Source organism: Chitinophaga sp. YR573 (assembly GCF_900110995.1).
GTDB lineage: Bacteria > Bacteroidota > Bacteroidia > Chitinophagales > Chitinophagaceae > Chitinophaga.
On the sequence record NZ_FOJF01000003.1, the window covers coordinates 431653 to 456105 of the forward strand.

General features: G+C 41.7%; 27 protein-coding genes. 18 read left to right on the forward strand and 9 right to left on the reverse strand.

Annotated elements, in window-relative coordinates:
• Positions 1 to 2 precede the first annotated feature (2 nt).
• Positions 3 to 530 carry an RNA polymerase sigma factor gene (locus tag BMW86_RS28165; protein ID WP_089786526.1) on the reverse strand — a complete coding sequence of 176 codons (528 nt, stop codon included), beginning with the start codon at positions 528 to 530 and terminating at the stop codon, positions 3 to 5.
• Between the two features lie 225 nt (positions 531 to 755).
• Here BMW86_RS28165 and BMW86_RS28170 point away from each other — a divergent pair, with 225 nt between their 5' ends.
• Positions 756 to 1340 (forward strand): DUF4202 domain-containing protein, encoded by a 585-nt coding sequence (locus tag BMW86_RS28170; protein WP_089786528.1) that lies wholly within the window; start codon positions 756 to 758, stop codon positions 1338 to 1340.
• Between the two features lie 30 nt (positions 1341 to 1370).
• Here the strand turns inward: BMW86_RS28170 and BMW86_RS28175 are convergent, their stop codons facing one another.
• Entirely contained in the window at positions 1371 to 2300 is a 930-nt protein-coding gene (locus BMW86_RS28175) for a type VI immunity family protein (protein WP_089786530.1), read from the reverse strand.
• A gap of 187 nt (positions 2301 to 2487) precedes the next feature.
• Between BMW86_RS28175 and BMW86_RS28180 the strand changes: the two genes are divergently transcribed.
• Positions 2488 to 3300: an MOSC domain-containing protein gene (locus tag BMW86_RS28180; RefSeq protein ID WP_089786532.1), complete on the forward strand. Its 813-nt coding sequence runs from the start codon at positions 2488 to 2490 to the stop codon at positions 3298 to 3300.
• A gap of 166 nt (positions 3301 to 3466) precedes the next feature.
• The gene (locus BMW86_RS28185; RefSeq protein WP_089786534.1) at positions 3467 to 5524 is read left to right on the forward strand and encodes a pectate lyase family protein; all 2058 of its coding nucleotides are present in this window, start codon (positions 3467 to 3469) and stop codon (positions 5522 to 5524) included.
• A 235-nt stretch (positions 5525 to 5759) separates the two neighbouring features.
• Here BMW86_RS28185 and BMW86_RS28190 read toward each other — a convergent pair whose 3' ends face one another.
• The 4 genes from BMW86_RS28190 to BMW86_RS32935 form a co-directional block, all read right to left on the reverse strand.
• Positions 5760 to 7748 (reverse strand): copper-translocating P-type ATPase, encoded by a 1989-nt coding sequence (locus tag BMW86_RS28190; protein ID WP_089786536.1) that lies wholly within the window; start codon positions 7746 to 7748, stop codon positions 5760 to 5762.
• Between the two features lie 17 nt (positions 7749 to 7765).
• Positions 7766 to 8230, reverse strand: a complete 465-nt coding sequence (locus BMW86_RS28195) for a heme-binding domain-containing protein (protein ID WP_089786538.1) — start codon at positions 8228 to 8230, stop codon at positions 7766 to 7768.
• 5 nt (positions 8231 to 8235) lie between these two features.
• Positions 8236 to 8778 (reverse strand): DUF3347 domain-containing protein, encoded by a 543-nt coding sequence (locus BMW86_RS28200; RefSeq protein WP_089786540.1) that lies wholly within the window; start codon positions 8776 to 8778, stop codon positions 8236 to 8238.
• Between the two features lie 84 nt (positions 8779 to 8862).
• Entirely contained in the window at positions 8863 to 9237 is a 375-nt protein-coding gene (locus BMW86_RS32935) for a hypothetical protein (protein WP_089786543.1), read from the reverse strand.
• Between the two features lie 76 nt (positions 9238 to 9313).
• Here BMW86_RS32935 and BMW86_RS28210 point away from each other — a divergent pair, with 76 nt between their 5' ends.
• The 3 genes from BMW86_RS28210 to BMW86_RS28220 all read left to right on the forward strand — a co-directional run bounded on the left by BMW86_RS28210 (position 9314) and on the right by BMW86_RS28220 (position 10693).
• Positions 9314 to 9889: a Crp/Fnr family transcriptional regulator gene (locus tag BMW86_RS28210; protein WP_089786545.1), complete on the forward strand. Its 576-nt coding sequence runs from the start codon at positions 9314 to 9316 to the stop codon at positions 9887 to 9889.
• 74 nt (positions 9890 to 9963) lie between these two features.
• Positions 9964 to 10374 (forward strand): DUF4267 domain-containing protein, encoded by a 411-nt coding sequence (locus tag BMW86_RS28215; RefSeq protein WP_089786547.1) that lies wholly within the window; start codon positions 9964 to 9966, stop codon positions 10372 to 10374.
• Positions 10361 to 10693: a hypothetical protein gene (locus BMW86_RS28220; protein ID WP_089786550.1), complete on the forward strand. Its 333-nt coding sequence runs from the start codon at positions 10361 to 10363 to the stop codon at positions 10691 to 10693. The genes BMW86_RS28215 and BMW86_RS28220 overlap by 14 nt, the downstream gene beginning before the upstream one ends.
• Positions 10694 to 10747: 54 nt before the next feature.
• Here the strand turns inward: BMW86_RS28220 and BMW86_RS28225 are convergent, their stop codons facing one another.
• A complete protein-coding gene (locus BMW86_RS28225; RefSeq protein ID WP_143056720.1) occupies positions 10748 to 11035 on the reverse strand; it encodes a hypothetical protein in 288 nt (95 codons plus the stop codon).
• 311 nt (positions 11036 to 11346) lie between these two features.
• Between BMW86_RS28225 and BMW86_RS28230 the strand changes: the two genes are divergently transcribed.
• From BMW86_RS28230 to BMW86_RS28265, 8 genes are all read left to right on the forward strand, one after another.
• Entirely contained in the window at positions 11347 to 11898 is a 552-nt protein-coding gene (locus BMW86_RS28230) for a hypothetical protein (protein ID WP_089786554.1), read from the forward strand.
• 2 nt (positions 11899 to 11900) lie between these two features.
• On the forward strand, positions 11901 to 12554 hold the full coding sequence (locus BMW86_RS28235; protein ID WP_089786556.1) for a hypothetical protein: 654 nt from the start codon (positions 11901 to 11903) through the stop codon (positions 12552 to 12554).
• On the forward strand, positions 12533 to 13318 hold the full coding sequence (locus BMW86_RS28240) for a sensor histidine kinase (RefSeq protein WP_089786558.1): 786 nt from the start codon (positions 12533 to 12535) through the stop codon (positions 13316 to 13318). Before BMW86_RS28235 ends, BMW86_RS28240 begins: the two co-directional genes overlap by 22 nt.
• Positions 13315 to 13974 carry a response regulator transcription factor gene (locus tag BMW86_RS28245; protein WP_089786560.1) on the forward strand — a complete coding sequence of 220 codons (660 nt, stop codon included), beginning with the start codon at positions 13315 to 13317 and terminating at the stop codon, positions 13972 to 13974. The genes BMW86_RS28240 and BMW86_RS28245 overlap by 4 nt, the downstream gene beginning before the upstream one ends.
• A 144-nt stretch (positions 13975 to 14118) precedes the next feature.
• Positions 14119 to 14406, forward strand: a complete 288-nt coding sequence (locus BMW86_RS28250; RefSeq protein WP_089786562.1) for a DUF2089 family protein — start codon at positions 14119 to 14121, stop codon at positions 14404 to 14406.
• Positions 14403 to 14951: a hypothetical protein gene (locus BMW86_RS28255; protein WP_089786564.1), complete on the forward strand. Its 549-nt coding sequence runs from the start codon at positions 14403 to 14405 to the stop codon at positions 14949 to 14951. Before BMW86_RS28250 ends, BMW86_RS28255 begins: the two co-directional genes overlap by 4 nt.
• Positions 14952 to 14953: 2 nt before the next feature.
• Complete coding sequence (locus BMW86_RS28260; protein ID WP_089786566.1) at positions 14954 to 16150, forward strand: serine aminopeptidase domain-containing protein; 1197 nt, start codon at positions 14954 to 14956, stop codon at positions 16148 to 16150.
• A 122-nt stretch (positions 16151 to 16272) separates the two neighbouring features.
• The gene (locus tag BMW86_RS28265) at positions 16273 to 18660 is read left to right on the forward strand and encodes an ABC transporter permease (RefSeq protein ID WP_089786569.1); all 2388 of its coding nucleotides are present in this window, start codon (positions 16273 to 16275) and stop codon (positions 18658 to 18660) included.
• A 48-nt stretch (positions 18661 to 18708) separates the two neighbouring features.
• Here BMW86_RS28265 and BMW86_RS28270 read toward each other — a convergent pair whose 3' ends face one another.
• On the reverse strand, positions 18709 to 20013 hold the full coding sequence (locus BMW86_RS28270; RefSeq protein WP_089786572.1) for an outer membrane beta-barrel protein: 1305 nt from the start codon (positions 20011 to 20013) through the stop codon (positions 18709 to 18711).
• Positions 20014 to 20215: 202 nt separating this feature from the next.
• On the opposite strand from BMW86_RS28270, the gene BMW86_RS28275 reads away from it, so the two are divergent.
• The 3 genes from BMW86_RS28275 (at position 20216) to BMW86_RS28285 (ending at position 22962) form a co-directional block, all read left to right on the forward strand.
• The gene (locus BMW86_RS28275) at positions 20216 to 20593 is read left to right on the forward strand and encodes a BlaI/MecI/CopY family transcriptional regulator (protein WP_089786574.1); all 378 of its coding nucleotides are present in this window, start codon (positions 20216 to 20218) and stop codon (positions 20591 to 20593) included.
• Between the two features lie 5 nt (positions 20594 to 20598).
• Complete coding sequence (locus BMW86_RS28280; protein ID WP_089786577.1) at positions 20599 to 22065, forward strand: M56 family metallopeptidase; 1467 nt, start codon at positions 20599 to 20601, stop codon at positions 22063 to 22065.
• Between the two features lie 96 nt (positions 22066 to 22161).
• Positions 22162 to 22962, forward strand: a complete 801-nt coding sequence (locus tag BMW86_RS28285; RefSeq protein WP_089786580.1) for a hypothetical protein — start codon at positions 22162 to 22164, stop codon at positions 22960 to 22962.
• Positions 22963 to 22998: 36 nt separating this feature from the next.
• Here BMW86_RS28285 and BMW86_RS28290 read toward each other — a convergent pair whose 3' ends face one another.
• A complete protein-coding gene (locus BMW86_RS28290) occupies positions 22999 to 23976 on the reverse strand; it encodes an MBL fold metallo-hydrolase (RefSeq protein WP_218149246.1) in 978 nt (325 codons plus the stop codon).
• A 260-nt stretch (positions 23977 to 24236) separates the two neighbouring features.
• Here BMW86_RS28290 and BMW86_RS28295 point away from each other — a divergent pair, with 260 nt between their 5' ends.
• Positions 24237 to 24440, forward strand: coding sequence for a hypothetical protein (locus BMW86_RS28295; RefSeq protein ID WP_089786585.1), 204 nt, complete (start codon positions 24237 to 24239; stop codon positions 24438 to 24440).
• Positions 24441 to 24453: the final 13 nt, after the last annotated feature.

A 24453-nucleotide genomic window follows, 5' to 3' on the forward strand; every position in this document is an offset into this window, starting at 1 on the left:
TTCTATTCTGATTTAATATCGTAATGCATTAATAACTCCTTTCTGATGAATTGTAAGGCAGTGGTCAAATGGTTTTTCACTGTAGCAGGGGAGATAGATAGTTTGCTCGCAATTTCTTTATGGCTATAGCCGAGCTTACGGCTGAGCTGGTATACTGTTTTACGTTGATCCGGCATTTTCTCAATCACTTTTTCCAGTTTTTGCTCATATTCCCTCATGAGTAATGGTAAATCATTTTCCTGTTTTTCAGGCGGTTTTGACAAAGCTGCCTTTGCCAGCATTTTCTTCTCCCGGTAAGATTGGCGGGAATTATCGATCACCAGATTTTTGACATACACGAATAACAGGGGAAATATATCCCGTTCGTTGTTTACCTGATCAATATTCTCCCATAACCGGATAAAACATTGCTGGGTAATTTCCTGTGCCATATTATGATCTTCTGTTAACTTAAGGGCAAAACGATACACTTTCTCGTTGTTTCTGGCAAAGAATTCATCAAATAATATTTGGGAAGAGTTAGCAGACATGGTAACAATTATACTCAATGATCAGGTAATGAAATTAAGTGTTTAATGTTATACTAATGTTATCTGCTCAATGAATAACAAAAAAGCCTGGTGTGAGCAATTACCGGAGGGAAGTAGAATAATATGTAGCTTTGAGCTAACTGAACAAGGCAGCATTCGTAATTGGAAATATTAGATTTAAAGGCTTTCTTTTGATGTTTAACTAATTAGAATAACTTTGAGCTTATGACAAGAATAGAACAGGCTTTTCATCTTTTTGATACTTATAACAAAAAGGACCCTTCGGAGATAATATGGGATGGACAGCATTATCCATCTGAATATTTTTATGCCATCCAATTGTATGAATGGGTAAAAAAACTTGATCCGGAAGCTAATGAACCTCTTCTGCTTGCCTCAAGATGCCAGCATATAGGAAGATGGGAAATTGCCAGAAGAACTTACCCGGAAGGCAGGGTAGGGTATCTGAAATGGAGAAGTGATCTGTCGAAATTTCATGCACAAAAGGCTACAGAGATATTGGAGTCACTGGGATATGAGGCAGGCATCATTGCCCATGTGAATGAAATTGTATTGAAGAAAAAGCTTAAAACGGATACTGATGTCCAAACGATGGAGAATGCGCTTTGCCTGGTGTTCCTGGAATTTCAGTATGATGACCTTATAAATAAACAGCCGGCGGAGAAAATGATAGACATCCTGCAGAAAACCTGGGGGAAAATGAGTGAAACGGGAAGACAGGCTGCTTTGTCCCTTACTTATAGCGAGACCGGAAAGATGCTGTTGGACAAAGCACTGGGAAATGCTTAAAAGAGTATCATGGGGTGGTATCGTCGGCTATCACCAGAAACGGCGTTCCCAGCGATACATTTCCTCGGGATCGTTGAAGAATTGCAACATCCCTTTGTTGTGGAAACGAGTGACACTTTCTATCGCATGTGCCACTGAAGCCAGCAAGGGCGTAGTTTGGTTGCAGTCGACGTCGCCGATCTCCGGGCTGTGACCCGCACGAATCAACAGGCCATGCACCCCGGGAACGACGGTGACACCTTCGATTAGCTTGCCGGCCAACTTATCGCGGCCGCCCAGTTCACCAATAAGCTTATTTGATAGCATAGTCAGCCAGCGGGCGCCCCGGCAACGATCCCCCAGTTTATTGACAACAAACATCGTGAGCCCGATGTCTAGTCCGTGGCTTCGCATCAGCCATGGCGTGATGTGAGTACCTGCCTCAGTGAAATCGGCCGGAGCGCCGGGAACCAGCGCGATCCCCGCATGACCGGAGTCACATTGTAAGGCCTCGAACATGTCCATCACCATGGCAACAAACGCGTCTTCGCCATATGAGGACAGGAACTCAACAGGAAACATACACTCGATCCCGTTCGTTTGGTCCAGAAAACCGCGTTGGCTTGGCAGCTTTAGTCCCCCAACTATCAGGCTATAGTCGGGACCCCATGCATCATGTCCATGCAGCCGAAAGTGGATGTCCTTTCGCTTTGCCGTCGCCACAGTAAGCATGGCCCGGCAGCGGGCAATGTCCTTGGTACCCAGGGGGGTGTTTGTATCTGCCGTACTCCCAATCAGTGACCACGAAAAGGCATCCTTCGGAATCATCTTCAGGTATTGGTCAACGCAGTAGGCTGCTCCTTCCACCATCTCGGCAAAGGGACGCTTACCGTAGAAAGCAACCATCAGGTTGGCTCTGAAAAGGCAAATTCCATCCTTAGTTTGCATTCGCAGAGAACCATTAAAAGTGTTTTCTTCCATATAATTTCCTTTTAATAATCATTGAAAATCTGGTTCCATACGAGCAGACTTAGCCTCGGAAGTTGTTTGATTTTCTGAGGGATAAAATTAGAAGAAGTACTTTGTAAAATGAATATAACAGTAACAATTAATGATCATGTAGATCATTTGTAGTATACGCTTTTTACAATTTCGTACCTTAGCGCCTATGCTTACAGTCAGCGAATTATATATTTATCCTGTTAAATCATTAGGGGGAATAGCATTACCTGCGGCTTCCCTGACGGATCGCGGTTTTGAATATGACAGAAGGTGGATGCTGGTAGATGAAAACAACCGTTTCCTCTCACAACGGGAAGTACCTGCCATGGCTTTTTTAAAAGTAAGCCTGCTGGAGGATGGGTTGTTAGTCCAAAATACGGGTATAGCAGATTCTTTTTACCAGATCCCCTTTCAATCTTTAACGACAGAGACTATGATGGTTTCTGTATGGAGCGATAGCTGCCCCGCCCAATGTGTAAGTGCTGAAGCGGATGCCTGGTTTAGTGAACAACTGGATATTTCCTGCCGGTTGGTGTATATGCCGGATAGTACACAGCGGGAAGTAGATGCATTGTATGCACATAATAAAGAAATTACCAGTTTTTCTGATGGATATCCTTTATTAATTATTGGTCAGGCTTCTCTGGATGACCTGAACAGCAGGTTAGCATCCCCTTTACTGATGGACCGTTTCAGGCCCAATATCGTATTTACCGGAGGATTACCGTTTCAGGAAGATGACATGAAACAGTTTAGTATTGGCGACATACAATTTTTGGGTGTTAAACCCTGCGCACGCTGTACCATTACTACCATCGATCAGCAAACCGGCGTAAAAGGGAAAGAACCCCTGAAAACACTCAGTACTTACCGTGCCAGAAACAAGAATATTTATTTCGGACAGAACCTGTTGTATCAGGGTGGTGGAATAATTCGTGTAGGCGACGCCATTACTAACACCATGTTAGACAATCATTAAGATAAATCCGGGAACGTTTGCATAAATTTAATATTGTGAATAGTATAAAAATTAAAAAATAATCAGCATTTTGTTGCGGTGAACAATTGTACGTAAACGAAAATTTCGACAAAGCAACTGTCGTTGCAGAGCATTTATTTATAACCATTAACCATAAACCGAACCTATGAGAAAGACCTGCTTTTTATTGATGGCATTACTATGCCATGCCTGTTTATTTGCCCAAAGTCAGTGTACAGTCGTTGGCTGGGCCAGCCAGAATGGTGGCGTAACAGGTGGCGGAACAGCTACACCTACAGTTGTTACTAATTACAACGATCTTAAAACTGCCATTACTTCTTCTACCGTGAAGGTTGTCCATATATCAGGGACCATCACCATTCCTTCCGCTGGCCGTATCAGCTTACAGGACCAGTCGGGAAAGACGATTTATGGTTTGCCGGGTTCTAAATTAGTGTCAACAGACCAGACAAAAGATGGCTCAGGTATACTGTATGTAAAAAGATGTTCGAATATCATTTTCAGAAACATCACATTTGAAGGACCAGGAGCTTATGATACCGATGGCTGGGATAACATGACCCTGGACAACAGCACCAATATCTGGGTAGATCATTGTGAATACCAGGATGGCATGGATGGTAACCTGGATATTAAAAACATGGCCGACTACGTCACTGTCTCCTGGTGTAAGTTTATCTACTTAAAAGCTCCCAGGGCAGGCGGCCCCGGAGGTTCGGATGATCACAGGTTCTCCGACCTGTTTGGCTCCAGTGACGGTGCTACCACTGACAGGGGACACCTGCGTGTAACCATGGAGCATTGCTGGTGGGCACAGGGTTGCAAAGAACGCATGCCACGGGTACGATTTGGGAAAGTACATATGGTCAACAACTTTTTCAGTAGCACTGTTGCATCAAAATGTGTAACGGCTGGTTTTGAAGCAGATCTGCTGGTGGAAAGTAACGTGTTTGAGAATGTAAATAACGCTATCACCACGATGGATAATACATTTACTGCCGTGACCTCCAGGAATAATATTTTTACCAATACTTCCGGTGACACCACAAACAGTGGCACAGCATTCACCCCTCCTTACACATTGACCATAACAGCTGCTGCAAATGTAAAAAGCCTGGTGACGGCAGGTGCTGGCGCTACATTAACAAGTCCTTACTGCGACAGTACCACCACACCTACACCCACACCTGTACCTTCTTACACCCTGCAAACTATAGCTGCGCCTACTACAGGTGGTAGCATCACAGGTGCCGGAACATACGATTCAGCAACTGTAGTAACCGTAAAAGCTATTGCCGCATCAGGATATACCTTCACCGGGTGGAGTGGCGCTGTATCAGATACTTCTGCCGTAGTGACTATAACCATGAACAGTAATAAATCTGTTACAGCTAACTTCCAGGTACAAAACACAGGTGACTCTACAAATACCGGTGATACAACTACTACCCCTACTCCCGATACTACTGCTACTGCTATCAGAATAGAAGACGATGCTTCTACCTCACAAGGGCTTTGTAGTTATGATGGTGCTATCAGCAGCAACAGCGGTGCTGCAAATGGCAAAGTAATCAACCTGGCGAATGCGGCAGGCAAAGGGGTTAGCTGGAAGCTAAATGTGCCTGAAGCAGGAACATACTCCCTTAACTGGCATTATGTAAACAGTAGCAGCAGCAATGCCTATACTATGGCGCTGATAATAAATGGTGTTACTGTCAACAGTGCACAGTCATTCCCTAAAACAAGCAGCAGCACCGTATTTGCTAATACGACTGCAACTGTGTCGTTAAATGCCGGAGACAATACCATCCGCCTGCAATCAGTAACAGCGAGTGCCACTGCAGATATTGACTGGATAGAGATTACCGGGAAAACACCTGTAGCTGCCAGCTGCGCCTCCACAACGGTAACTTATGTGCTTCCTGCATCAGAGATTGCTGCATCAACCCCGGCTATCTATCCCAATCCTACCACAGGAGCAGCCACGATAACAGTGACCTTGCAAAAGAATGAACAGGCTGTTATCAGGGTATATAATACACAGGGTAGTCTGGTAGATAACCTCGGTACAATCAAGTCTGAGACAGGTGGTACACAACAAATCCACTGTAACCTGAATGGCAAAAAGCCAGGGTTATATTATGTGGTGGTAACAGGAGATAAAGGATTCAAGTCTGGTTACAAATTATTTGTAGGAGAATAACTTTTCGATAAAATAGACTCCGTTAGGAGTCCCGTGTTTGTAGCAACAATTTATCTTCTACATAATAGACTCCGTTAGGAGTCCCCTAAAATTGCTAATATCAGGGGACTCCTAACGGAGTCTGTATTTGTTGTTCTATTTGTTTACTACAAACACGGGGCTCCTAACGGAGCCTATTATGTTTTGCCGTAAACATATAGAGGGCGTATTAGTTATTTTTGAGACGAGCTGAATCCTATTTTACTTTCAGCAGACTTGCATTAATGGCAACCACAATGGTGCTGACAGTCATTAAAACAGCTCCTGCGGCAGGACTTAATAAAATACCTTGTTTGTACAACACACCCGCCGCTAATGGCAATGCAATCACATTATAACCTGTTGCCCAGATTAAATTCTGAATCATTTTCCTGTAAGTAGTTTTACCAAATAAAATCAAACTTACGATGTCTTTGGGATTGCTGTTTACCAAAACGATCCCTGCTGTTTCAGCAGCAATATCGCTGCCGCTGCCAACGGCAATGCCAACATCAGCAATAGCCAGTGCGGGAGCATCATTCACCCCGTCACCTGTCATGGCTACAAACTCGCCTTTGCTTTGCAACTCTTTTATCTTCTCTAATTTTTGATGAGGTAATACTTCCGCAATGAAACTATCGAGTCCCAAAGTGTCACTTACACTTTTTGCTACTTTGTTGTTATCACCTGTAAGCAATATGGATTTGATATTATGTTGTTTCAAAGTTTTAATTGCTTCAGCTGATTCCGGACGAATCTCGTCAGATAACGCAATATATCCTGCTAACTGATTATTGATAATAACAAATACAACGGTTTCTGTATCATTAACAGTATATCCTTCAGGGATAGTGATGTTATTCTCTTTTAAATATCCCGGACTTACCACCAATATCTTCTTGCCTTCTACAGTTGCTTCAATACCCTTTCCTGTGATGGCATTAAAACCTTCTGCTGCAGGCGCATTGACAGATAAATCTTTTGCTTTCTGTAGTATGCCTGTTGCAATGGGATGTTCTGATTTTTGCTCCAGTGCAGCTGCTAAACGGATGATTTCATTTTCGCTTACATCTTTTTGTAATGATACAACTTTTGATACTTCAAATCTCCCTATGGTAAGTGTACCTGTTTTGTCAAATACAATGGTGGTGATTTTTCTCGCATTTTCAAATGCTGTCCTGTTCTTAATCAGTAAACCGTTCTTAGCAGATAACGCGGTTGATTTTGCCACTACCAGCGGCACCGCCAAACCCAATGCATGAGGACAACAAATAACAATGACCGTTACCATTCTTTCCATTGCAAACGCCAGAGATTGCCCGGTTAAATACCAATACAAAAATGTAGCAATACCTGAAATCAGTGCAATAATGGTGAGCCATTTTGCGGCCGTATCTGCCAATAGCTGCGTTTTTGATTTTGATTTTTGTGCATCGTCCACCAACTTTATTACCTGTGACAGATAAGAATCTTTGGCGGCATGAGAGACGGTCACTTTAATAGAGCCGTTTCCATTAATAGCACCTGCGATGACCTTATCCCCCTTTACTTTTTGTACGGGTTTAGATTCACCTGTTAACATACTCTCATTCAGATAACTTTCTCCTTCTGATATGATCCCGTCTGCTGCCACTTTTTCTCCTGGTTTTATAAGGATGATATCGTTCTCTTTCAATGTATCCGTCTTTACATCATGCACCATATCCGGCATAACCATATGTGCCTCAGCTGGCATTAACTGTACCAGTAATTCCAGTTCTTTTGAAGCACCGGCAACTGATTTCATTTCTATCCAATGCCCCAGCAGCATGATCAGAATTAACGTTGCCAATTCCCAGAAGAAATCCATACCCTGCAAGCCAAACACAATTGCTACGCTGTATATGTAGGCTACGGTGATGGCAAAGCCAATCAGGAACATCATACCGGGATTTTTCATTTTTACCTCATCCACCAGCCCTTTTAAAAATGGCCATCCACCATAAAAAAACACCACAGAGGATAAAGCAAACAGGATGTATTGTGAACCTGAAAACTGCCAGTTCACACCAATGAAATGTTGTATCATGGTTGATAACAACATAATGGGAATAGTAAGGACAAATACCACATAGAACCGTTTCCGGAAATCCATGATCATCATGGAATGGTGATCATGCCCTGCATGATTCATCTCGGGGTTAGCATGAAGATGTTGATGTTCCATATGTATTTATTTAATGGTTAATTGCCAGCAGACAAACTATCCGCTGTTTTTCGCGCCCAATCTATAATCGATATTTTCTCTGCTGCTGATAATCTTGCATTTTTATGCATCAGCGTGTAAGAAGACAAAGGCATGTTACCATCATTAATACTATTTGCAATGGCCTTTAACTTATTTATCTGCCTTCTTCCGGAATAAACTCCAAACTCACTAAAGTTGAGCTCTTCTTTGCCTTCTTTAATATGCCGGTCCAGCATCCATCTGACAGGTTGCACATCAGCATACCAGGGGTATTGAGTGTTATTGCTATGACAATCATAACAGGCAATTTTAAGAGTAGCCTGTACATTTTCAGGAAGGCTGTACATCTTTGAAATAGCTGTTGGTAATACCTGCCCGTTTTTATTACGGGCAGGCTGAATGAACTGGATAGCGATCAATATAATCAATATCCCCGGCAATATTTTCTTGCTACGGTTCATGATATCTATTTAAGTTCTTCCTTTACAGAACCACATGTCGGCATCTTTTCACCCAGGTATGGATTTTTTATTTCCTTTATTTCGCTGAGCCATGTAGCGCCCTTACCATCGTTATACATAGGGCAATAGTCCTGGTATAATGGCTGACCGCTGCCAAAGGTTTTTACCAGTTCATACATATCTTTGCTCAACATATCAAAATGTTCCCGTTGGTGTGGGATATTACTGGCATTTTTCCCGATGTGTTCAGCATGTTCTCTGGCATCCTCTTCCAGATCCTGGTAAGTTTTCTTTTGTCCGGTTGTCAATGAAGAGGTGTCAAACTTTTGGAAGGCTGATACCATTGTATTGCCGGCAGTGGCCGCTTCGTTACCATTATCGTTGGCCAGCGCATTTTTCATGCTTAGATAACCGGTTACGATTTCCTTTATTGAAGGGGATGGTTTAGCATCCAATGTATCTGGTTTTGTCTGTATGCTTTTAGATGGTGTATTGCTATTGCAGGCTGCGAATGAAACTATCGCAGCTAAAAAGAGTATATTTTTCATCTGTATTATTTTTAATTTTTGAACAAATAGAAATAGCCCATTGTTCAATGCCTTTAACGCATTGAATGGTATATGTTGCAAAAATCAAATCTGGAAGGATTGAATAGACACACGTATGTCAGGAGGATCGTAAAACAGCTGTCGGGGTATTTGTTTTTCTGTTTTAAGGGAAGGAGCTAAATAGGATAAATAAAATGAAGGGAACAATATTACTGCAACAGGGCTCTCGATTCCTGTATTTACAGAATGGGCAAGTAATTTATCTAACTGCGAAAATTGAATTACATTTTTATTGCAGCAGTGGTCAGCATGTTTGTCAGATGTTTTATGATGATGGTCGTGGTGATGATGTGAAATAAATTCCATACCTACAGCACAGGCAAACCCTACCATAGTATTCAGGGTGAACACTACAAGTAGAAAAACGGCTTTGATCTGTATGGTCCTGGTTCTTTTCATTCCTTACCATCCCAAAAGTACTGTTAAAAGGTTATATAATTATTGAAAAGATGTATATAATTATTATCTTAAAGGCATGCATGTTAACTTGATATCCACTATCGAACATTTTATTCATCTTGATGATACAGAAAAAGAATTTATATCCTCGATAGCTTTTAGTAAAACATATCAGAAGGATGATTATTTTTTACGCCCGGGGCAGGTTTGCCGGGAAGTAGGCTTTATTCAAAAAGGGCTGATCCGTTATTATACGGTTAAAGATAATGGTGAGGAGATGACCCTGCATTTTGGAAAAGAAAATGAATTCACCAGCAGCTACCAGAGCTTTCTGAACCATTCAGCATCAAAACGTGGTATACAGTGTCTGGAAGCCAGTGAAATACTGGTAATATCATATGATAACCTGCAAAGGTTATATGAGGAAGTTAAAGAAGGGCAAAAATTCGGCCGCCTGATTTGCGAGTTTATTTATTTACAGACTCAGAATCAATTAGATTCCATATATGCTGATAATCCCGAAAAGCGTTATCTCAACTTTGTAAATGATTATCCTGATCTGCAACAGCGTATCCCTCAATATTATATATCTTCTTATGTAGGCGTTAAGCCCCCTTCATTAAGCCGCATAAGAAAAAGGCTGTCCCTGTAATTTATTAACCTGGGTGAACGAACCGGCCAACAGCCGGTTTTATCTTTGTTGCATCAAATCAAAAATGCATCAAAATGAAAAAGACAATCTCTTCCATCGCTTTTGGATTCACCTTGATCACCGGTCTGTTACTGGTATTTATCGGCACACGTTTTCTCCTTCTGCCATATACGGCCGAACTGGCTTTTGGGATACAGACACCTACCGGAAATGACTATTCCTTTCACTATATAAAAGGCATCCGAGACCTGGCTGTAGGGCTTGCAATACTGGTGATGCTCCTTACACGTACACAACGTGGACTGGGCATATTGCTGTTGACAATTACAATAGTCCCTGTCACTGATTTCCTGATCGTACTTAATGCACCTGGTCATCTTACAGAACGGTTGTATCCACATCTGACCGCTGTGCTACTTGGTATTGTACTGGGTGCTTATTATCTTTTAGTATCACGTAAATCCTCTTCCAATGTTGCTCTTTAATATTATCCTTCTGATACATTTTATCTGTTTTGCCGTTTATCTCTGCACCTTATTAGCCCAGTGGCAGGATTATGACACCCGTGTACGAAGTGTATGGGGTTTAATACTGGGTATTATACTACTGGTGAGTGGTATTGTAATGGTGATAATGAAATACCCGCATATAAACTACTATAAGGTTATTCCTAAAACCGGGTTGTTTGTGCTGGTTACTATCATCAATGCACGTTTTGGAGGTAAAGTCTATACCCGCGGGGCTTATTATACCTTGATTGCAGCCACATTACTTGCAGCCTGTATTGCAGTGGTACGAGTATAAATATAAAAAAACGCCCCCAAAAGCGGGGGCGTTTCCAATGAGGTGTGCCTTCATTTATGGATGCGTATATAGTCGATATACAGGCTCTCCAACTGGTGGCACAGTTGGACCTCCGTCTGTATATCCTAACGCTACCAACGTTCCATTAGTGGGATCTGTAGTAGCATCGCTGACAACTTCAGCATTAAATAATGTACTCCAGGCGATAAACTGGCCGGCAGGATTGTACCAGGCATAGTTTACGATTGTAGCGTGTTTTGGCTCCTGTTTAGGGGTAAATGAGCTGAACAGCAACAACATGGCAAATAATGGGAGAGTCATGAGGACTTTCAAATTTCTCATTTGAGGGTGTTTTAATGATTAACAAAAATAGGGTTGTGTCATATTAAATATACAAAGGAGATTTCAATGATCAAAAACTACTTTATGCCAAGTTACCTTGCATATAAAAACCAACGTTTAAGGAAGCAGCCTGTATATTTAATTGTTCGGTACCGGTCCATTGAACAGAGGTTGGTGGGTTTTTAAATACAGTGTTTTATATCTGATTTTTAAAATATAGCGGGTATTTATACCTGTTTTTAGAGGAATGATTATGATTCCTGATTACTTGTATCTACATTGTAGCTCCTATAAAAACAACCCGGTTAATCATGAAACAAACACTACTTATCCTTACATTATTATCCACCCTTATGGGCTGTAATCATCAACCTGTCCGTTCAGTTGTAGAAGATGATTGTAGTCAGGCTGAAGACAGCATTCCCCACGTACTTTGCCGGTTAACGACCGCCAGGCAGAACATCCGGACGTATCTGGATTTTTGCAGGAAGCATGGAGAGGGAGACTCTGTCATTGAATCTTTTACCATTCGCGCAGTAGATTTATTAGGTGCTTTAGGCATGCCGGCATCATATGCAGATTCAGCTATATGCAAATACAAACATGTTAGAGTATACATGGGATATCAGGCAAAGGCGGGCTTTAAATTATATATTGTTCCGGTAAGGAATGCCTGTTTAAAGGGAAAAGATCCTTCAAAATGGAATGGAGGAGAGGATCTTCTGCTGGATGAGAGAGGAGAACCCCAGGAAGTAAACACGGATTCAACTGCTATGCTGGTAGATAATACATTTGTGCTGGATTTAAATGCCCCTTGCCCGAATACCTGTCCAACAAACTCCCCATTAAAAATACAGGATTAAACATGATGAACTTTCCGGAAGCTACAATAGTGTTATCTCACGTACCTATTCTGTTGACGGTGGTGTATGCTGCCATCTGTTACAAACAATTGGGTAAGGAGCTAAAGGTATTCTCCTGGTTTATCTTTTTATCAGGCATTATCCAGTTTACATCTTTAGGTTGCTGGTATGCCAGTAAAAATAACATGCCATTGCTGCATATATATGTAGCAACCGGATTTATCTGTTTAGCATGGTTTTATCAGACTTTGCTCAAGGGATTTATAAAATCAAAAATAATATGGTTAGTAGCCATATTATTTTTGATTTTTACGATTATAAATTCATTGTTTTTTCAGAGTATTTTTACATTCAATTCAAATGCGTTAACAGTAGAATCTATTCTCATTATCATATTAGCCCTGTTCACGTATAGATTCTTTTTAAACGACATTGTGAAAGAGACCAGCAGGTATGATATTAAAAGCCTGAACTGGATCAATTCCGGGTTGTTTATTTATTATTCTTCCAGTATGCTGATTTTTTATTTCGGCTCTGTTATTACGTCAACATTTACGAGGAATCTCAATTTATATACCTGGGTATTTCATTCATTCTTTTCTATTGTTATGTACACCTGTTTTTTTATTGGCTTATGGAAACGATCAAAGACCTGAGTTTTTTAGATACATTGTTGCCATTGGCTGTTGTTATTTTTATCATAGGTATAGGCGTAGTATTTTTGAACCTGCATTTTCAAAGGAATCTTACTGTCCAGAAACTTAAACAGGAAGCATTAAAAAACCTCTATCAAAATGATCTGCTACGTTCAAACATCCATGCCCAGGAGGAAGAACGTAAGCGAATAGCCCATGACCTGCATGATGAACTGGGAGCCGTTATTTCTATTATGCGTATGCACCTGATGGTACTGGAGCAACAAAGTACCGGCAACCTGCAGGATGGGTTACTGAATGTACGTCAACTGGCAGAAACTGCTTTGGGAAGCATACGAAGTATCAGTCATCAGTTGATGCCACCGCAATTGGAATCGTTTGGACTGCTAACAACGTTGGAATCGGTGATCAGTCAGATAAACCAGACGGATCAGATCATCATTGAACTTACTTATAGTGACGCATTGGAAGATCTGCCATGGATCGTGAACCTTGGTTTATTCCGGATAGTGATGGAACTGATCAATAATACGATAAAACATGCCAATGCAAAATCTGTAAAGATTGATTTTCTTCGTTATGGTCAACATCTTACATGTCACTATAGTGATGATGGTGTTGGCCTTACTAAGGATAACATCAATAAAGGACTGGGACATAAAAGTATAGAAGGACGGGTTAATTCTCTTGGAGGGAAACTTGAATTTGGGAATGGGGAGACAAACGGATTTTATGCAATTATTGAACTAACAGTTAGTATATGATATACACAGGATTAGTAGAAGATCAGGTGCTTTTCAGAGAAGGGATGAAAGCTATCATTGGCACCTGGCAGGATATGGAAGTGGTATTTGAATCGGCAGATGGTTATTCTGTGCTGGATAAATTAAAGGAATGCGCTGTTATTCCGGATGTGATGCTGGTGGATCTTTCATTGCCCCCTGATGGGAAAACAGAATACAGTGGCTTGCATGTAACCCGGGCATTGACCAGTGCTTTCCCTGACATGAAAATTCTTATTTTATCTGTTCACGAAGATGAGAATTTTATCAACCAGTTAATTGAATCTGGTGCACATGGATACCTGGTAAAAGACAGTGACCCGCAGGAAGTGCAGGAAGCGATTATTGCTGTATACAATAAAGGGTCTTATATTAATGAGCGGACATTAAAGGCATTACAGCATAAGGTGGTTAAAAAAACAAAAAACAAATGGGGGGATGTACCCATTACCAGGAGAGAAGAAGAGATTTTACAGCTGGTGTGTAAGCAATATACCGCAGAGGAAATAGCGCAGGAACTTTTTATCAGTGTAAAAACGGTGAATGGTCACAGGAATAATTTATTACAGAAAACAGGTTCGCGTAATGTCACCGGTTTGGTGTTGTATGCCATACGGAATAATATTGTGACCTTATAGTGATTCAAACAATTTGCATACTATATCTGTTACTCAAACCGGTAAATTATAAAAGGGGTAGATGCCGCCAGGTGGAAAACTATTTATAAATAAAATTTACCAAAAACTCAATTTTATTGATATTTTCTTTAACTTTATTAAATAATGAAGCAGTTAAAGAAATCGCTCCCGCATGTTTGTCCCAGTTGCCAGTCGCCACTGAAAGTGACGTCCCTGTCATGCGATGCCTGTGAAACAGTGGTATCCGGTTCTTTTGAGCTGCCTTTACTGTCAAGGCTTTCAGGAGAGGAATTACAGTTTGTGCTGGACTTTGTGAAAAGCAGCGGAAGCCTTAAAGTGATGGCCCAGCAACTCGGGTTAAGTTATCCTACCGTACGTAATCTGCTGGATGATATCATTCAGAAACTAGAGAATCTAAAATCAGAGAAATGACAACCTGGTTCTTTAATCCGTTCACATATATTGCCGGCTTTAAATCGCTGGTAATAGGCTGGATAATCATACTTGTTACTGCCTGTATCGCTTATTACAGTCATACACATTTTGATGGCGCTATTGATGCACATTTACATGCAGGTAATAAGATGTATCCTGCCTGGCATTATGTAGCAGAACCATTTATAGACTGGAGCAGTTTAGTACTTGTGTTTTTTATCACCGGAAGAATATTCTCCATTTCGACTGTACGTTTTATTGATATAGCAGGGACCTTTGCCTTTACCCGCTGGCCTTTTTTCTTTCTTGCGTTGATTAACTTTTTAGCACCGGAAACAAAAGATCTGTCCCACATATCACTACAGCTATTATTTTTTGCATTCGTCTCACTGGGCTTTTGTATATGGATGATAGCCCTGATGTACAACGCTTTTAGAGTATCTGCCAATATCAAAGGCTCAAAATCTGTTTGGCTGTTTATTATATCATTGATCGTAGCAGAAATGATATCAAAAATTATCCTTCACTATACATTACATTAACCATGAAAAGAGTTTTGTTTGTTCTCGTCATGCTGTTCAACACAGTATGCGTATTCGCGCAGGCGGATTATCCGGCTGCTGTTGCTAAATTCCAGAGATACTATAATCAGAAACAGGCCGACAGCCTTTTCAATATGTATGGCCCGAATATGAAAGCCGCATTACCGTTGGATAAAACAACGGCGATGATCAACCAGTTGAATAGTCAGGCAGGAGAGTTGAAAAGTGTAACACCACTCAGAAATGGGTATAAAGCCGTTTTTGATAAGGTTACTCTTAAGTTATCTATGCATCTGAATAATGATAATCAGCTGGAAGGACTTCATTTTACGGGATATGAAGAAATGAAGGATAGTGATAATGTTGTGCTGAATGGTATTCATGGTACACTGATAGCTCCGCCGGGGAGTAAGAAAGTCGTATTGTTTATAGCAGGTTCCGGCCCTACAGACAGGAATGGCAACAGCAGTATGGGGCTCCGGACCAACTGCACTAAAATGATGGCAGAAGCTTTGGAGAAAGCAGGTATTGCGAGTCTGCGTTACGATAAACGTAGTATAGGAGCTTCTGATGCCACACCTGAGAAAGATCTGCGATTTGAAAATATGGTGGATGATGCAGTAGCATTGATTAAAATGCTGAAAGAGCGTTATGCAGAGGTATACGTTGCCGGCCATAGTGAAGGCTCATTGGTGGGTATGCTGGCTTCAAAGACAAATGTAGCCGGTTACATCTCTATAGCAGGGGCAGGAGAGTCTGCAGATATTCTGCTCAGAAAACAATTAGACCTTTCAATGCCAAATAGTGCCGCAAAAGCATCTTTGCTGATGGATAGTTTAAAGAAGGGATATAGCATACAGGAACCTTCCGGAGAGCTGAGTGTGATATTGCATCGTTCTATACAGCCTTATATGGTATCCTGGATGAAATATGATCCGCAACAGGAGATTAAAAAACTGAAAATCCCGGTACTGATTATACAGGGTACAACAGATTTACAGGTGAGTACCCATGATGCGGAGTTACTGAAAAAAGCAAAACCTGATGCTACATTGCTGGAAATAGAGGGGATGAATCATATACTTAAGGAAGCTCCTGCTGAGAAGAACGAAAACTTCATTACTTATACTAAACCTGACTTACCACTGAAAGAAGAAGTGATGAAAGCGATCATCCCCTTTGTATTAGCTCAAAAGTGAACAGTCTAGTGTAACGAAACCGGACACTTCTATCAATTTAAATTATTTAATCACCTGTAAATCAGGTGATTTTTTATTGGCATACTTTTCATTGAAACAGCGGTAGTACAACCTATTCCCTTATGATCAGAAGCTATTTCAGAATTGCCTGGCGCAATCTTATAAAAAGCAAAGGTTACTCTCTTATCAATATCGGTGGATTGGCAGCAGGTATGGCCGTGGCCATGCTCATTGGTTTATGGATATGGGATGAGCTGTCTTTTGAGAAATACAACAAAAACTACGACCATATTGCGCAGGTAATGCAGAATCAGAACTTCAATGGAGACATTGGTACCTGGGAAACAATGCCATATCCAATGGGAGATGCGCTCCGCAACGATTACGGCAGCTACTTTAAACATGTAGTGATGTCTTCCTGGAACGGGGGCTCCCTGCTGATTACCGGTGAAAAGAAGATTGTAAAGAACGGTACATTCATGGAGCCGGGGGCGCCGGAACTGATGGGCCTTACCATGCTGAGGGGAACCTATGGAGGTTTGAAAGACCCGGGGTCGGTGATGTTGTCCGAATCGCTGGCAAAGGAGTTATTCGGAGAAACTAATCCTGTAGGCAAAACCATCACATTTGATAAAAAGAATACAGAGATCGTTACCGGTGTTTATAAAGACCTGCCCCGTAATTCTGTCTTTAGTGGTATATACTTCCTCAGAACATGGGCAGCGTATCTCAGTATTGAAACGTGGATAAAAACAAATGATAATCCCTGGGGTAATAATGCCTTCAGGGTATTTGTTCAGATAGCCGATAATGCGGATATGGCAAATGTTTCTGCAAAGATCAGTAGGGTAAAGCTGGACCATTTGCAGGCATTCGACAGGCGGTATAAGCCTGTGATCTTCCTGCATCCTATGAGCAAATGGCATTTGTACGAACGGTTTAATAATGGGATTAACAGTGGTGGCCGTATACAGTTTGTGTGGTTGTTTGGTATTATAGGCGTGTTTGTATTGTTACTCGCCTGTATCAACTTCATGAACCTGAGTACAGCCCGTTCCGAGAAACGTGCCAAGGAAGTAGGCATCCGGAAGGCGATCGGTTCTTTACGCGGACAACTCATCGGGCAATTCTTCAGTGAATCCCTGCTGGTAGTAGCCCTGGGGTTTATATTGTCTCTTTTGCTGGTGCAGCTGGCATTACCATTCTTCAACAGTGTAGCGGATAAGAAAATGTCTATCCTCTGGAATAGCCCTGTCTTCTGGCTGACAGGCATCGTTATAAGCCTGTTAACGGGCTTAATTGCCGGAAGTTATCCGGCAATGTACCTTTCTTCTTTTCAGCCGGTAAAGGTCTTAAAAGGCACTTTTCGCGCAGGGCGTAATGCCGCGATACCTCGTAAGGTGTTAGTGGTGTTACAGTTTACGGTGTCCGTCACGCTGATTATCGGTACTATTACCGTTTTTCGTCAGATCCAGTTTGCCCGGAACAGACCTGTGGGTTATACCCGTGAAGGGCTACTTTCCCTGCAAATGGATGCTACTATTATTCATGATCATTTTGAAACGATAAAAGCGGATTTAAAAAGTACAGGCGCTGTGGTGGAAGCCGCGGAGGCCAGCAGTCCGGCGACCTCTGTATGGGGTACAAACGGAGGTTTTAGCTGGAAGGGGAAAGATCCATCTCTGGCAGTTGATTTCCCTAATACAGCGGTGTCTAGTGAGTATGGCAAAACAGTGGGATGGCAGTTTAAAGAAGGGCGTGATTTTTCTCCAGCCTTTTTGACGGATACCAATGCATTTGTTTTAAATGAAGCCGCCGTAAAATTTATAGGTCTGAAAGATCCGGTAGGAGAAACGATTATATGGGATGATAAACCATTTAAGATCATCGGGGTAATTAAGGATATGATTGTGGAGTCCCCTTATCAGCCTGTAAGGGCTTCGTTGTATCATTTAATCAATCAGCAGGATGTAAATATCATCAATATAAAGATAAACCCTGCTGCAGGCGTTCCTGAAGCCCTTGGTAAAATAGAAACGGTGTTTAAAAAGTATAACCCTGATATACCTTTTGATTACAGGTTTGTGGATGATGAATATGCACGGAAATTCGGGAATGAGGAAAGGATCGGTAAACTGGCCAGCTTCTTTGCGATACTGGCGATCTTTATCAGTTGCCTGGGGCTGTTTGGTATGGCTTCCTTTATGGCAGAGCGCCGTACCAAGGAAATAGGTGTGCGCAAGGTGATGGGCGCATCTGTATTTAATCTCTGGCAGTTATTATCAAAGGATTTCGTGGTACTGGTATTTATCTCTTTGCTGATAGCCATGCCCATGGCGTGGTATTTTATGCACAGCTGGTTACAGAATTATCAGTACCGTTCCGAAATATCCTGGTGGATCTTTGTAGTAGCAGGAGCGGGCATCCTTATTATCACCTTACTGACCGTTAGTTTTCAGAGTATCAAAGCCGCGTTAATGAACCCGGTAAAAAGTTTAAGAGCAGAATAAGGGGAGTATGATACATGAGGTATCATTAATACCTCATGTATCATCTTATTAAAAACGGACTATCAAATCCATAGCAGCCGAATACTGATCTTTTTTAACGCCATTATCATAAGGAGTTACACCATCAGCGTAAGCACGTTCATATCTTACCTCCGGGCGTATTCTTATATAAGGATTAAAGAAGTGAACAACTCCGATAGTGTGACTTGAATATGCAGTAGCAAAGCCGGTGCGGTTTCCTTTAGCATCATTTAAATAATCATTGCGGATAGATAGGTAGTCTGTCCCCGAAAGTTTTACCTGGAAGTAGTTAACAGCACCAAGGGCATTCGATAATCCGGGAATAGGGTTTCCAGCACCTACTCCTTTAAAGAATGGTTGTGGTGGTCCATCAATGACAGTTCCTCCTACAAGTGCATCTTTCTGCCAGATATAGTATACTTCTGTCATCATATGTATTGTGCTGTTAAACCGGTGCCCCCAGGTTGCAACAATCATCTGCAAATCATCATGATTGTTTTTGTACTTACCGGCACCTAATGAATTAATACCTGCGTAAATAGAGTTGTTGTTGTTCTTTGAAACCCAGCGGGCCATTAATAAACCGTTGATGCTTGCCGAGTTGCTCCATGGAGCAACATCATTTCCGGCATGCACGCCAATTTCCAGTTGCCAGTATGATCCAAGCTTAAAGGTTGCCTGTGCTCCGGTGAATGTATAAGGATCAACAGTAAACATTAATGAGTGTGAGTAGAGATAGTTATCTGTTGCCCATTGCGCCTCAATATCAGCAGGAGAAATAAATCGGCCCACTTTTAAAATCATGCCGTCAGCTATCTTCGGAAAGTATATCAGTCCATATATTTCAGCGGGGTCAAACCCATATTTATTATTATGCTTTAGTAACTGATCACTAAAATAACCTTTGGCTGTAGTGAAGCGGTAATCAGTACCAAAGATGGTAGTAAGCAGGAATCCTGCAGAAATGTGATCTGTTTGTACTGTATTGGGTTGCAGGTCAAATTTGAGACCAATCTGGTCGAGTACTACATTGTTAGGAATGAGATCATACGATGTTGGTGCATTGGATGATTTTGACGAACTTATATTCACTCCGGGATCAATCCAACCATAAAACCTAAGTTTGGTTTTAGTTAATCCCAGGGCTTTTTGTAGCGGGTATATAGGCGCTGTGGCATCAATACCTATAAGAGGAGCCCCATCCCATTCACTGGTTGGAAATGGAGGAGATTCAAGTGGCGATGGCAGGGAACGTTTTACGGAATCTACCTGAGAAAATGTATTCAATGTGACAGTAGTCAGCAAAATAAGAATGAATAAACGTTTTTTCATACCACCCTTTATGCCATAGAAATGCCAGAATTAAGAGCGGGTCGTAATTGTGTCAAAACCAATATATTAATAACTATGCTTAGATAATTATTGAGCGTTGGCCATATCAAAATGAGAGGGTGAATTATCATTTTGGTATGTTCTCAGAAAAAAAAGATACCCTTCTTGATGTAACGTACGTTTAAATACGTACCTTTAAATTATGAAAGATGAAGTTGTTCCTACCAAGACCGAAATGGACGTATTACAGGTGTTATGGCAGTACGGGCCATCCACTGTAAGATTCGTACACGACAAGCTGAATGAGCAGAAGCAGGCCGTCATATATACTTCTACATTAAAGCTGATGCAGGTGATGAAAGAGAAGGGGATGCTGGACCGGGATGAGACAAACATGAAACATATCTATAGCGCCAACCTGGTGGAAGAAAAGGTAAAAGGTAGCCTGTTGGGACGTTTTGTAGATTCCATGTATAATGGATCTCCCAGCAGCCTGATGGTGGCTTTACTGGGCAATGATAAAACCTCTGCAGAAGAGCTGAAGAAGATAAAAGACTTACTGGATAACATGGATAAATAATAAACATGATAACAGATCAACTGGTACAGGCTTTCAGCTGGATGCTGATCCATTCATTATGGCAGGGATTACTGCTGTCCGTTATTACAGGTGTAGTACTGATGCTCACCAAACGATCGTCTTCGGCGATACGTTATAACCTGATATTACTACAGCTGTTGCTGTTTATAACAGGCTGCGTTTTTACTTTCGCCTGGGAGTGGCAGCAGAACCAGTTGCAGACAGTTGATTTCTTACATCTGCAAGCGGATAATATTAAACAATATACACAAACCGTGATCAGTTATTTCTCGGCAAATGCCCCGATGGTATTGCTGTTATGGTTTGTGTTATTTATAGCAAGAGCGGTGAAAATGATGGGCGGACTGGCATACATCCGTCGTGCCAGATATAAGAACATTTATTCTCCTGAAGATTACTGGAAGAACAAAATCGTGTTGCTCTGCGAGCAGCTACAGATAAAAAAAGCAGTTACTTTATTTGAATCCGGGTATGTGAAAATGCCCCTGGTAATAGGGCATTTCAAACCGGTAATACTGATACCTGTAGGCTTACTGGCCGGATTGCCTTCCAGTCAGGTAGAGGCCGTGTTATTGCATGAACTGGCACATATCCGCCGTAATGATTATTGTGTAAATCTCTTACAGAATATTACAGAAGCGATCTTCTTTTTTAATCCGGGATTATTATGGATCTCATCGTTATTACGTGATGAACGGGAACATTGTTGTGATGATATCGCTTTGGCACAAACGAAAAATAAAAGAGAATTTATAGAAGCGCTGATCAGCTTTAAAGAACATAGTAATAATTATGCAGTCGCGTTTCCAGGTAAGAAAAATCACCTGTTACAAAGAGTGAGCCGCATTATTCATAATAAAAATAATACGCTGAATCCAATAGAGAAAGTGTTTTTCATGACGGGGATATTGATCCTAGCCGTAATGGTGACTGCGGCTGGTGTAATGGAAGTGAAGACGATTGTAAAAGAAGAAGAACATGTTGTATCAGAGCAACAACAACCTGTGCAAAAACCGGTTATCGTTAAACATAAGAAGATAAAACCGGTGAAGGTAGTACGGGAAGTAAAACCAGTACAACCAACAGATGCAGAAGAAGCAGAAAGAGACAGGGAAGAGGCGATTCGTGATAAGAAACAGGAGTTAAGTGATAACGAACAGGAAGTCCGCGATAGAGAACTGTTACTCCGTGACAAGGAACATGCACGAGAACAGAGTATCCGTGATAAGGAACAGGCGCAAAGAGATCGTGAACAAGCTGTCAAAGATCGCGAACAGGCTGTTAAAGACAGAATGCAGGCAGACAGAGATCGTATGCAGGCCGACAGAGACCGCGCTCAGGCAGATAAAGACAGAGCACAGGCCCGCAGGGATATGGAACAGGCCAAAAGAGACAGGTTACAGGCCGATAGGGAAAGAGAACAGGCGATGAGGGATAAACAACCTCAATAAAAAAATCACTTCATTTTATTAAGCATAATTAACATTCACTGAAAAGTGGACTGGAATAGTATTGCCCTTTTTAAACCTTTTAAAAATTAGAAAACCATGAAAAGAATCTATGTATTCATCTTCGCAACATCTCTGTTTACAACAGCCGCGAATGCACAAAAATCAGTTAAAACAACTAACAGTACTTATAACACGGATGACCAGGTAGAAAACATCAACATGGACATGAATGGTGTTAGTTATAAAATGAAAACAGTGAAAGGAGAGATGACAGAATTTTCTGTAGATGGTAAACTGATTCCTGCTGCTAACTGGGGTGATTACCGCAGTGTTATCAATGAGATCAATGAGCAGGTAGAGAAGGATAAAATCCAGGCTAAGAAAGATCGTGCGCAGGCTGTATTGGACAGGGCACAGGCAAAGATGGACAGAGCGCAGGCGGATAAAGACAAGGAGCAAGCTGTTAAGGACAGGGCACAGGCAGATAAAGACCGTGAACAGGCGGTTAAGGATAGGGCACAGGCAAAGCGGGACCAGGAACAAGCATTAAAAGACCGTGCGCAGGCAGATAAAGACCGCGAACAGGCGGTTAAAGACAGAGCCCAGGCAGAGAAAGATCGTGAGCAGGCAAAATTGGATCGCATACAGGCAGATAAAGACAGAGCGCAGGCAGCAGAAGATCGTAAATTAATGGCAAGCCTGATCGATGATCTGATCAATGATAAAATTGTTCCGGATAAACAAAGTATAGAAGACCTGACTATTTCAAAAAACGGAATGGTAGTAAACGGGATACAACAACCGGAAAATGTATTTAAAAAATACAAAGAGAAATATCCCCGTTTTGCACATCTGACCTATGGCAATCACGGTACTAATATGAATATTAATAATTAAAGGGGGAGAAGGGGTTGACAAGAAAACTGTCAGCCCCTATATTTTTAAGGGCCTTCCTAAGGTCAGTACTTTCACTTTATCAGCAATCCCTTTTTGCGTAGCTGTTTTAAGTAACTCTCTCACCGGCATTCCCAGAGGTTCATCAGCCAGGTCAAATGTGCCGTAATGCATAGGGATCAACTGTGCCGCATGCAAATCATCAAACGCCTGTAATGCCTCGGCAGGCGACTCATGATTAGGACGCATAAACCAGGCGGGCAGATAGGCACCAATGCCCAGCAACACATAATCAAAGCCACCAAATATCTGCCCAAGATCTTTGTAATGCTCATCATACGCACTATCTCCTCCAAATAAAATCCGTTTATTACCGGCTTCGATTACAAACCCACCCCACAGGCGTTTATTATCATCAGCAATTCCCCGTTTAGCCCAGTGCCGGGCAGGCACAAACGTAATCTTAATACGGGTCGTATTGAATTGCTGATACCATCCCGCCATTTCAATATTATCAGATCCTGTAAAGCTTTTTACAACCGGCGCCATATTTAGCCCGGTAAGATAGCGGACAGAGGGGTTATTACGCGCCAGCAGCTGCAGGCTTTCTTTATCCAGATGATCGCGGTGGTCATGGGAGAGAAGGATGTAATCAGGATGCAGGAGGGAAGGATCAACCGGAAACGGTGTTTTCCGCCTCACCATGAGGATATCTCCGAAAACAGGATCTGTTAGTAGCCTGATGCCGCCTATACGTATATAAAAGGTGCTATGCCCCAGTAAAACGATGATATCATCAGTGTCGTTCAGCCAGGAAGTATCTGTAGCTATTTCCGGCTGCCATATTTCCGCTTTCTTTTCCTCTCTGAAAGGATTGGCTTCCAGTTTCCATTTCAGCACCTGCAGCAGGCCGGGAGCCTTAAAGGGAGAATAGAGATTTACGAATCTGCCGTTTTTATCTACCGGTGTACCTGGCCAGTCTACGATCGTTTTGAGCTGCGGATTGTTAATATTCATGGGAACTAAGATAATATCATTCTGCATAAGGTAAACCGGCCTGAGGGCTAATACTTATTTTCTACGGGTAACAATGATATAATGCACCTCATCTGCATTTAAAAATTACTTTCGCAAAAACCAAGGACAGGTTTCTACAAAAAAATCTTGCACAATCAGTCAGACAGATATAGAAAATTTACTGACCATTCTTTAAAGGAAAGCCTGCATTTAATAATAAGTCCCTTTTGACCATTAAGGGACACAACATAACTATATCCATGAATGATCAAGATGAAATGCAGGTAGATAAAGTTACCGGCAGCAAAGCCATTCTATGTCCAAAATGTAAACAGGCCAATCTGGAAGACAGAGTTCCCAGGGGTATGTTTATAAAGAAGTTATTATGGTTTTTGCCTTTAAGGCGGTATATCTGTTACCGTTGTTGCAGGAAGTCATACATCTGGTACAAAGCGGGAAAGTGAGGAATTTACTGTG

Bases quoted from the DNA above. Each gene is read 5' to 3' on its own strand.
- BMW86_RS28165 (WP_089786526.1), bottom strand. From the start codon at position 530: ATGTCTGCTAACTCTTCCCAAATATTATTTGATGAATTCTTTGCCAGA.
- BMW86_RS28170 (WP_089786528.1), top strand. From the start codon at position 756: ATGACAAGAATAGAACAGGCTTTTCATCTTTTTGATACTTATAACAAA.
- BMW86_RS28175 (WP_089786530.1), bottom strand. From the start codon at position 2,300: ATGGAAGAAAACACTTTTAATGGTTCTCTGCGAATGCAAACTAAGGAT.
- BMW86_RS28180 (WP_089786532.1), top strand. From the start codon at position 2,488: ATGCTTACAGTCAGCGAATTATATATTTATCCTGTTAAATCATTAGGG.
- BMW86_RS28185 (WP_089786534.1), top strand. From the start codon at position 3,467: ATGAGAAAGACCTGCTTTTTATTGATGGCATTACTATGCCATGCCTGT.
- BMW86_RS28190 (WP_089786536.1), bottom strand. From the start codon at position 7,748: ATGGAACATCAACATCTTCATGCTAACCCCGAGATGAATCATGCAGGG.
- BMW86_RS28195 (WP_089786538.1), bottom strand. From the start codon at position 8,230: ATGAACCGTAGCAAGAAAATATTGCCGGGGATATTGATTATATTGATC.
- BMW86_RS28200 (WP_089786540.1), bottom strand. From the start codon at position 8,778: ATGAAAAATATACTCTTTTTAGCTGCGATAGTTTCATTCGCAGCCTGC.
- BMW86_RS32935 (WP_089786543.1), bottom strand. From the start codon at position 9,237: ATGAAAAGAACCAGGACCATACAGATCAAAGCCGTTTTTCTACTTGTA.
- BMW86_RS28210 (WP_089786545.1), top strand. From the start codon at position 9,314: ATGCATGTTAACTTGATATCCACTATCGAACATTTTATTCATCTTGAT.
- BMW86_RS28215 (WP_089786547.1), top strand. From the start codon at position 9,964: ATGAAAAAGACAATCTCTTCCATCGCTTTTGGATTCACCTTGATCACC.
- BMW86_RS28220 (WP_089786550.1), top strand. From the start codon at position 10,361: ATGTTGCTCTTTAATATTATCCTTCTGATACATTTTATCTGTTTTGCC.
- BMW86_RS28225 (WP_143056720.1), bottom strand. From the start codon at position 11,035: ATGAGAAATTTGAAAGTCCTCATGACTCTCCCATTATTTGCCATGTTG.
- BMW86_RS28230 (WP_089786554.1), top strand. From the start codon at position 11,347: ATGAAACAAACACTACTTATCCTTACATTATTATCCACCCTTATGGGC.
- BMW86_RS28235 (WP_089786556.1), top strand. From the start codon at position 11,901: ATGATGAACTTTCCGGAAGCTACAATAGTGTTATCTCACGTACCTATT.
- BMW86_RS28240 (WP_089786558.1), top strand. From the start codon at position 12,533: ATGGAAACGATCAAAGACCTGAGTTTTTTAGATACATTGTTGCCATTG.
- BMW86_RS28245 (WP_089786560.1), top strand. From the start codon at position 13,315: ATGATATACACAGGATTAGTAGAAGATCAGGTGCTTTTCAGAGAAGGG.
- BMW86_RS28250 (WP_089786562.1), top strand. From the start codon at position 14,119: ATGAAGCAGTTAAAGAAATCGCTCCCGCATGTTTGTCCCAGTTGCCAG.
- BMW86_RS28255 (WP_089786564.1), top strand. From the start codon at position 14,403: ATGACAACCTGGTTCTTTAATCCGTTCACATATATTGCCGGCTTTAAA.
- BMW86_RS28260 (WP_089786566.1), top strand. From the start codon at position 14,954: ATGAAAAGAGTTTTGTTTGTTCTCGTCATGCTGTTCAACACAGTATGC.
- BMW86_RS28265 (WP_089786569.1), top strand. From the start codon at position 16,273: ATGATCAGAAGCTATTTCAGAATTGCCTGGCGCAATCTTATAAAAAGC.
- BMW86_RS28270 (WP_089786572.1), bottom strand. From the start codon at position 20,013: ATGAAAAAACGTTTATTCATTCTTATTTTGCTGACTACTGTCACATTG.
- BMW86_RS28275 (WP_089786574.1), top strand. From the start codon at position 20,216: ATGAAAGATGAAGTTGTTCCTACCAAGACCGAAATGGACGTATTACAG.
- BMW86_RS28280 (WP_089786577.1), top strand. From the start codon at position 20,599: ATGATAACAGATCAACTGGTACAGGCTTTCAGCTGGATGCTGATCCAT.
- BMW86_RS28285 (WP_089786580.1), top strand. From the start codon at position 22,162: ATGAAAAGAATCTATGTATTCATCTTCGCAACATCTCTGTTTACAACA.
- BMW86_RS28290 (WP_218149246.1), bottom strand. From the start codon at position 23,976: ATGAATATTAACAATCCGCAGCTCAAAACGATCGTAGACTGGCCAGGT.
- BMW86_RS28295 (WP_089786585.1), top strand. From the start codon at position 24,237: ATGAATGATCAAGATGAAATGCAGGTAGATAAAGTTACCGGCAGCAAA.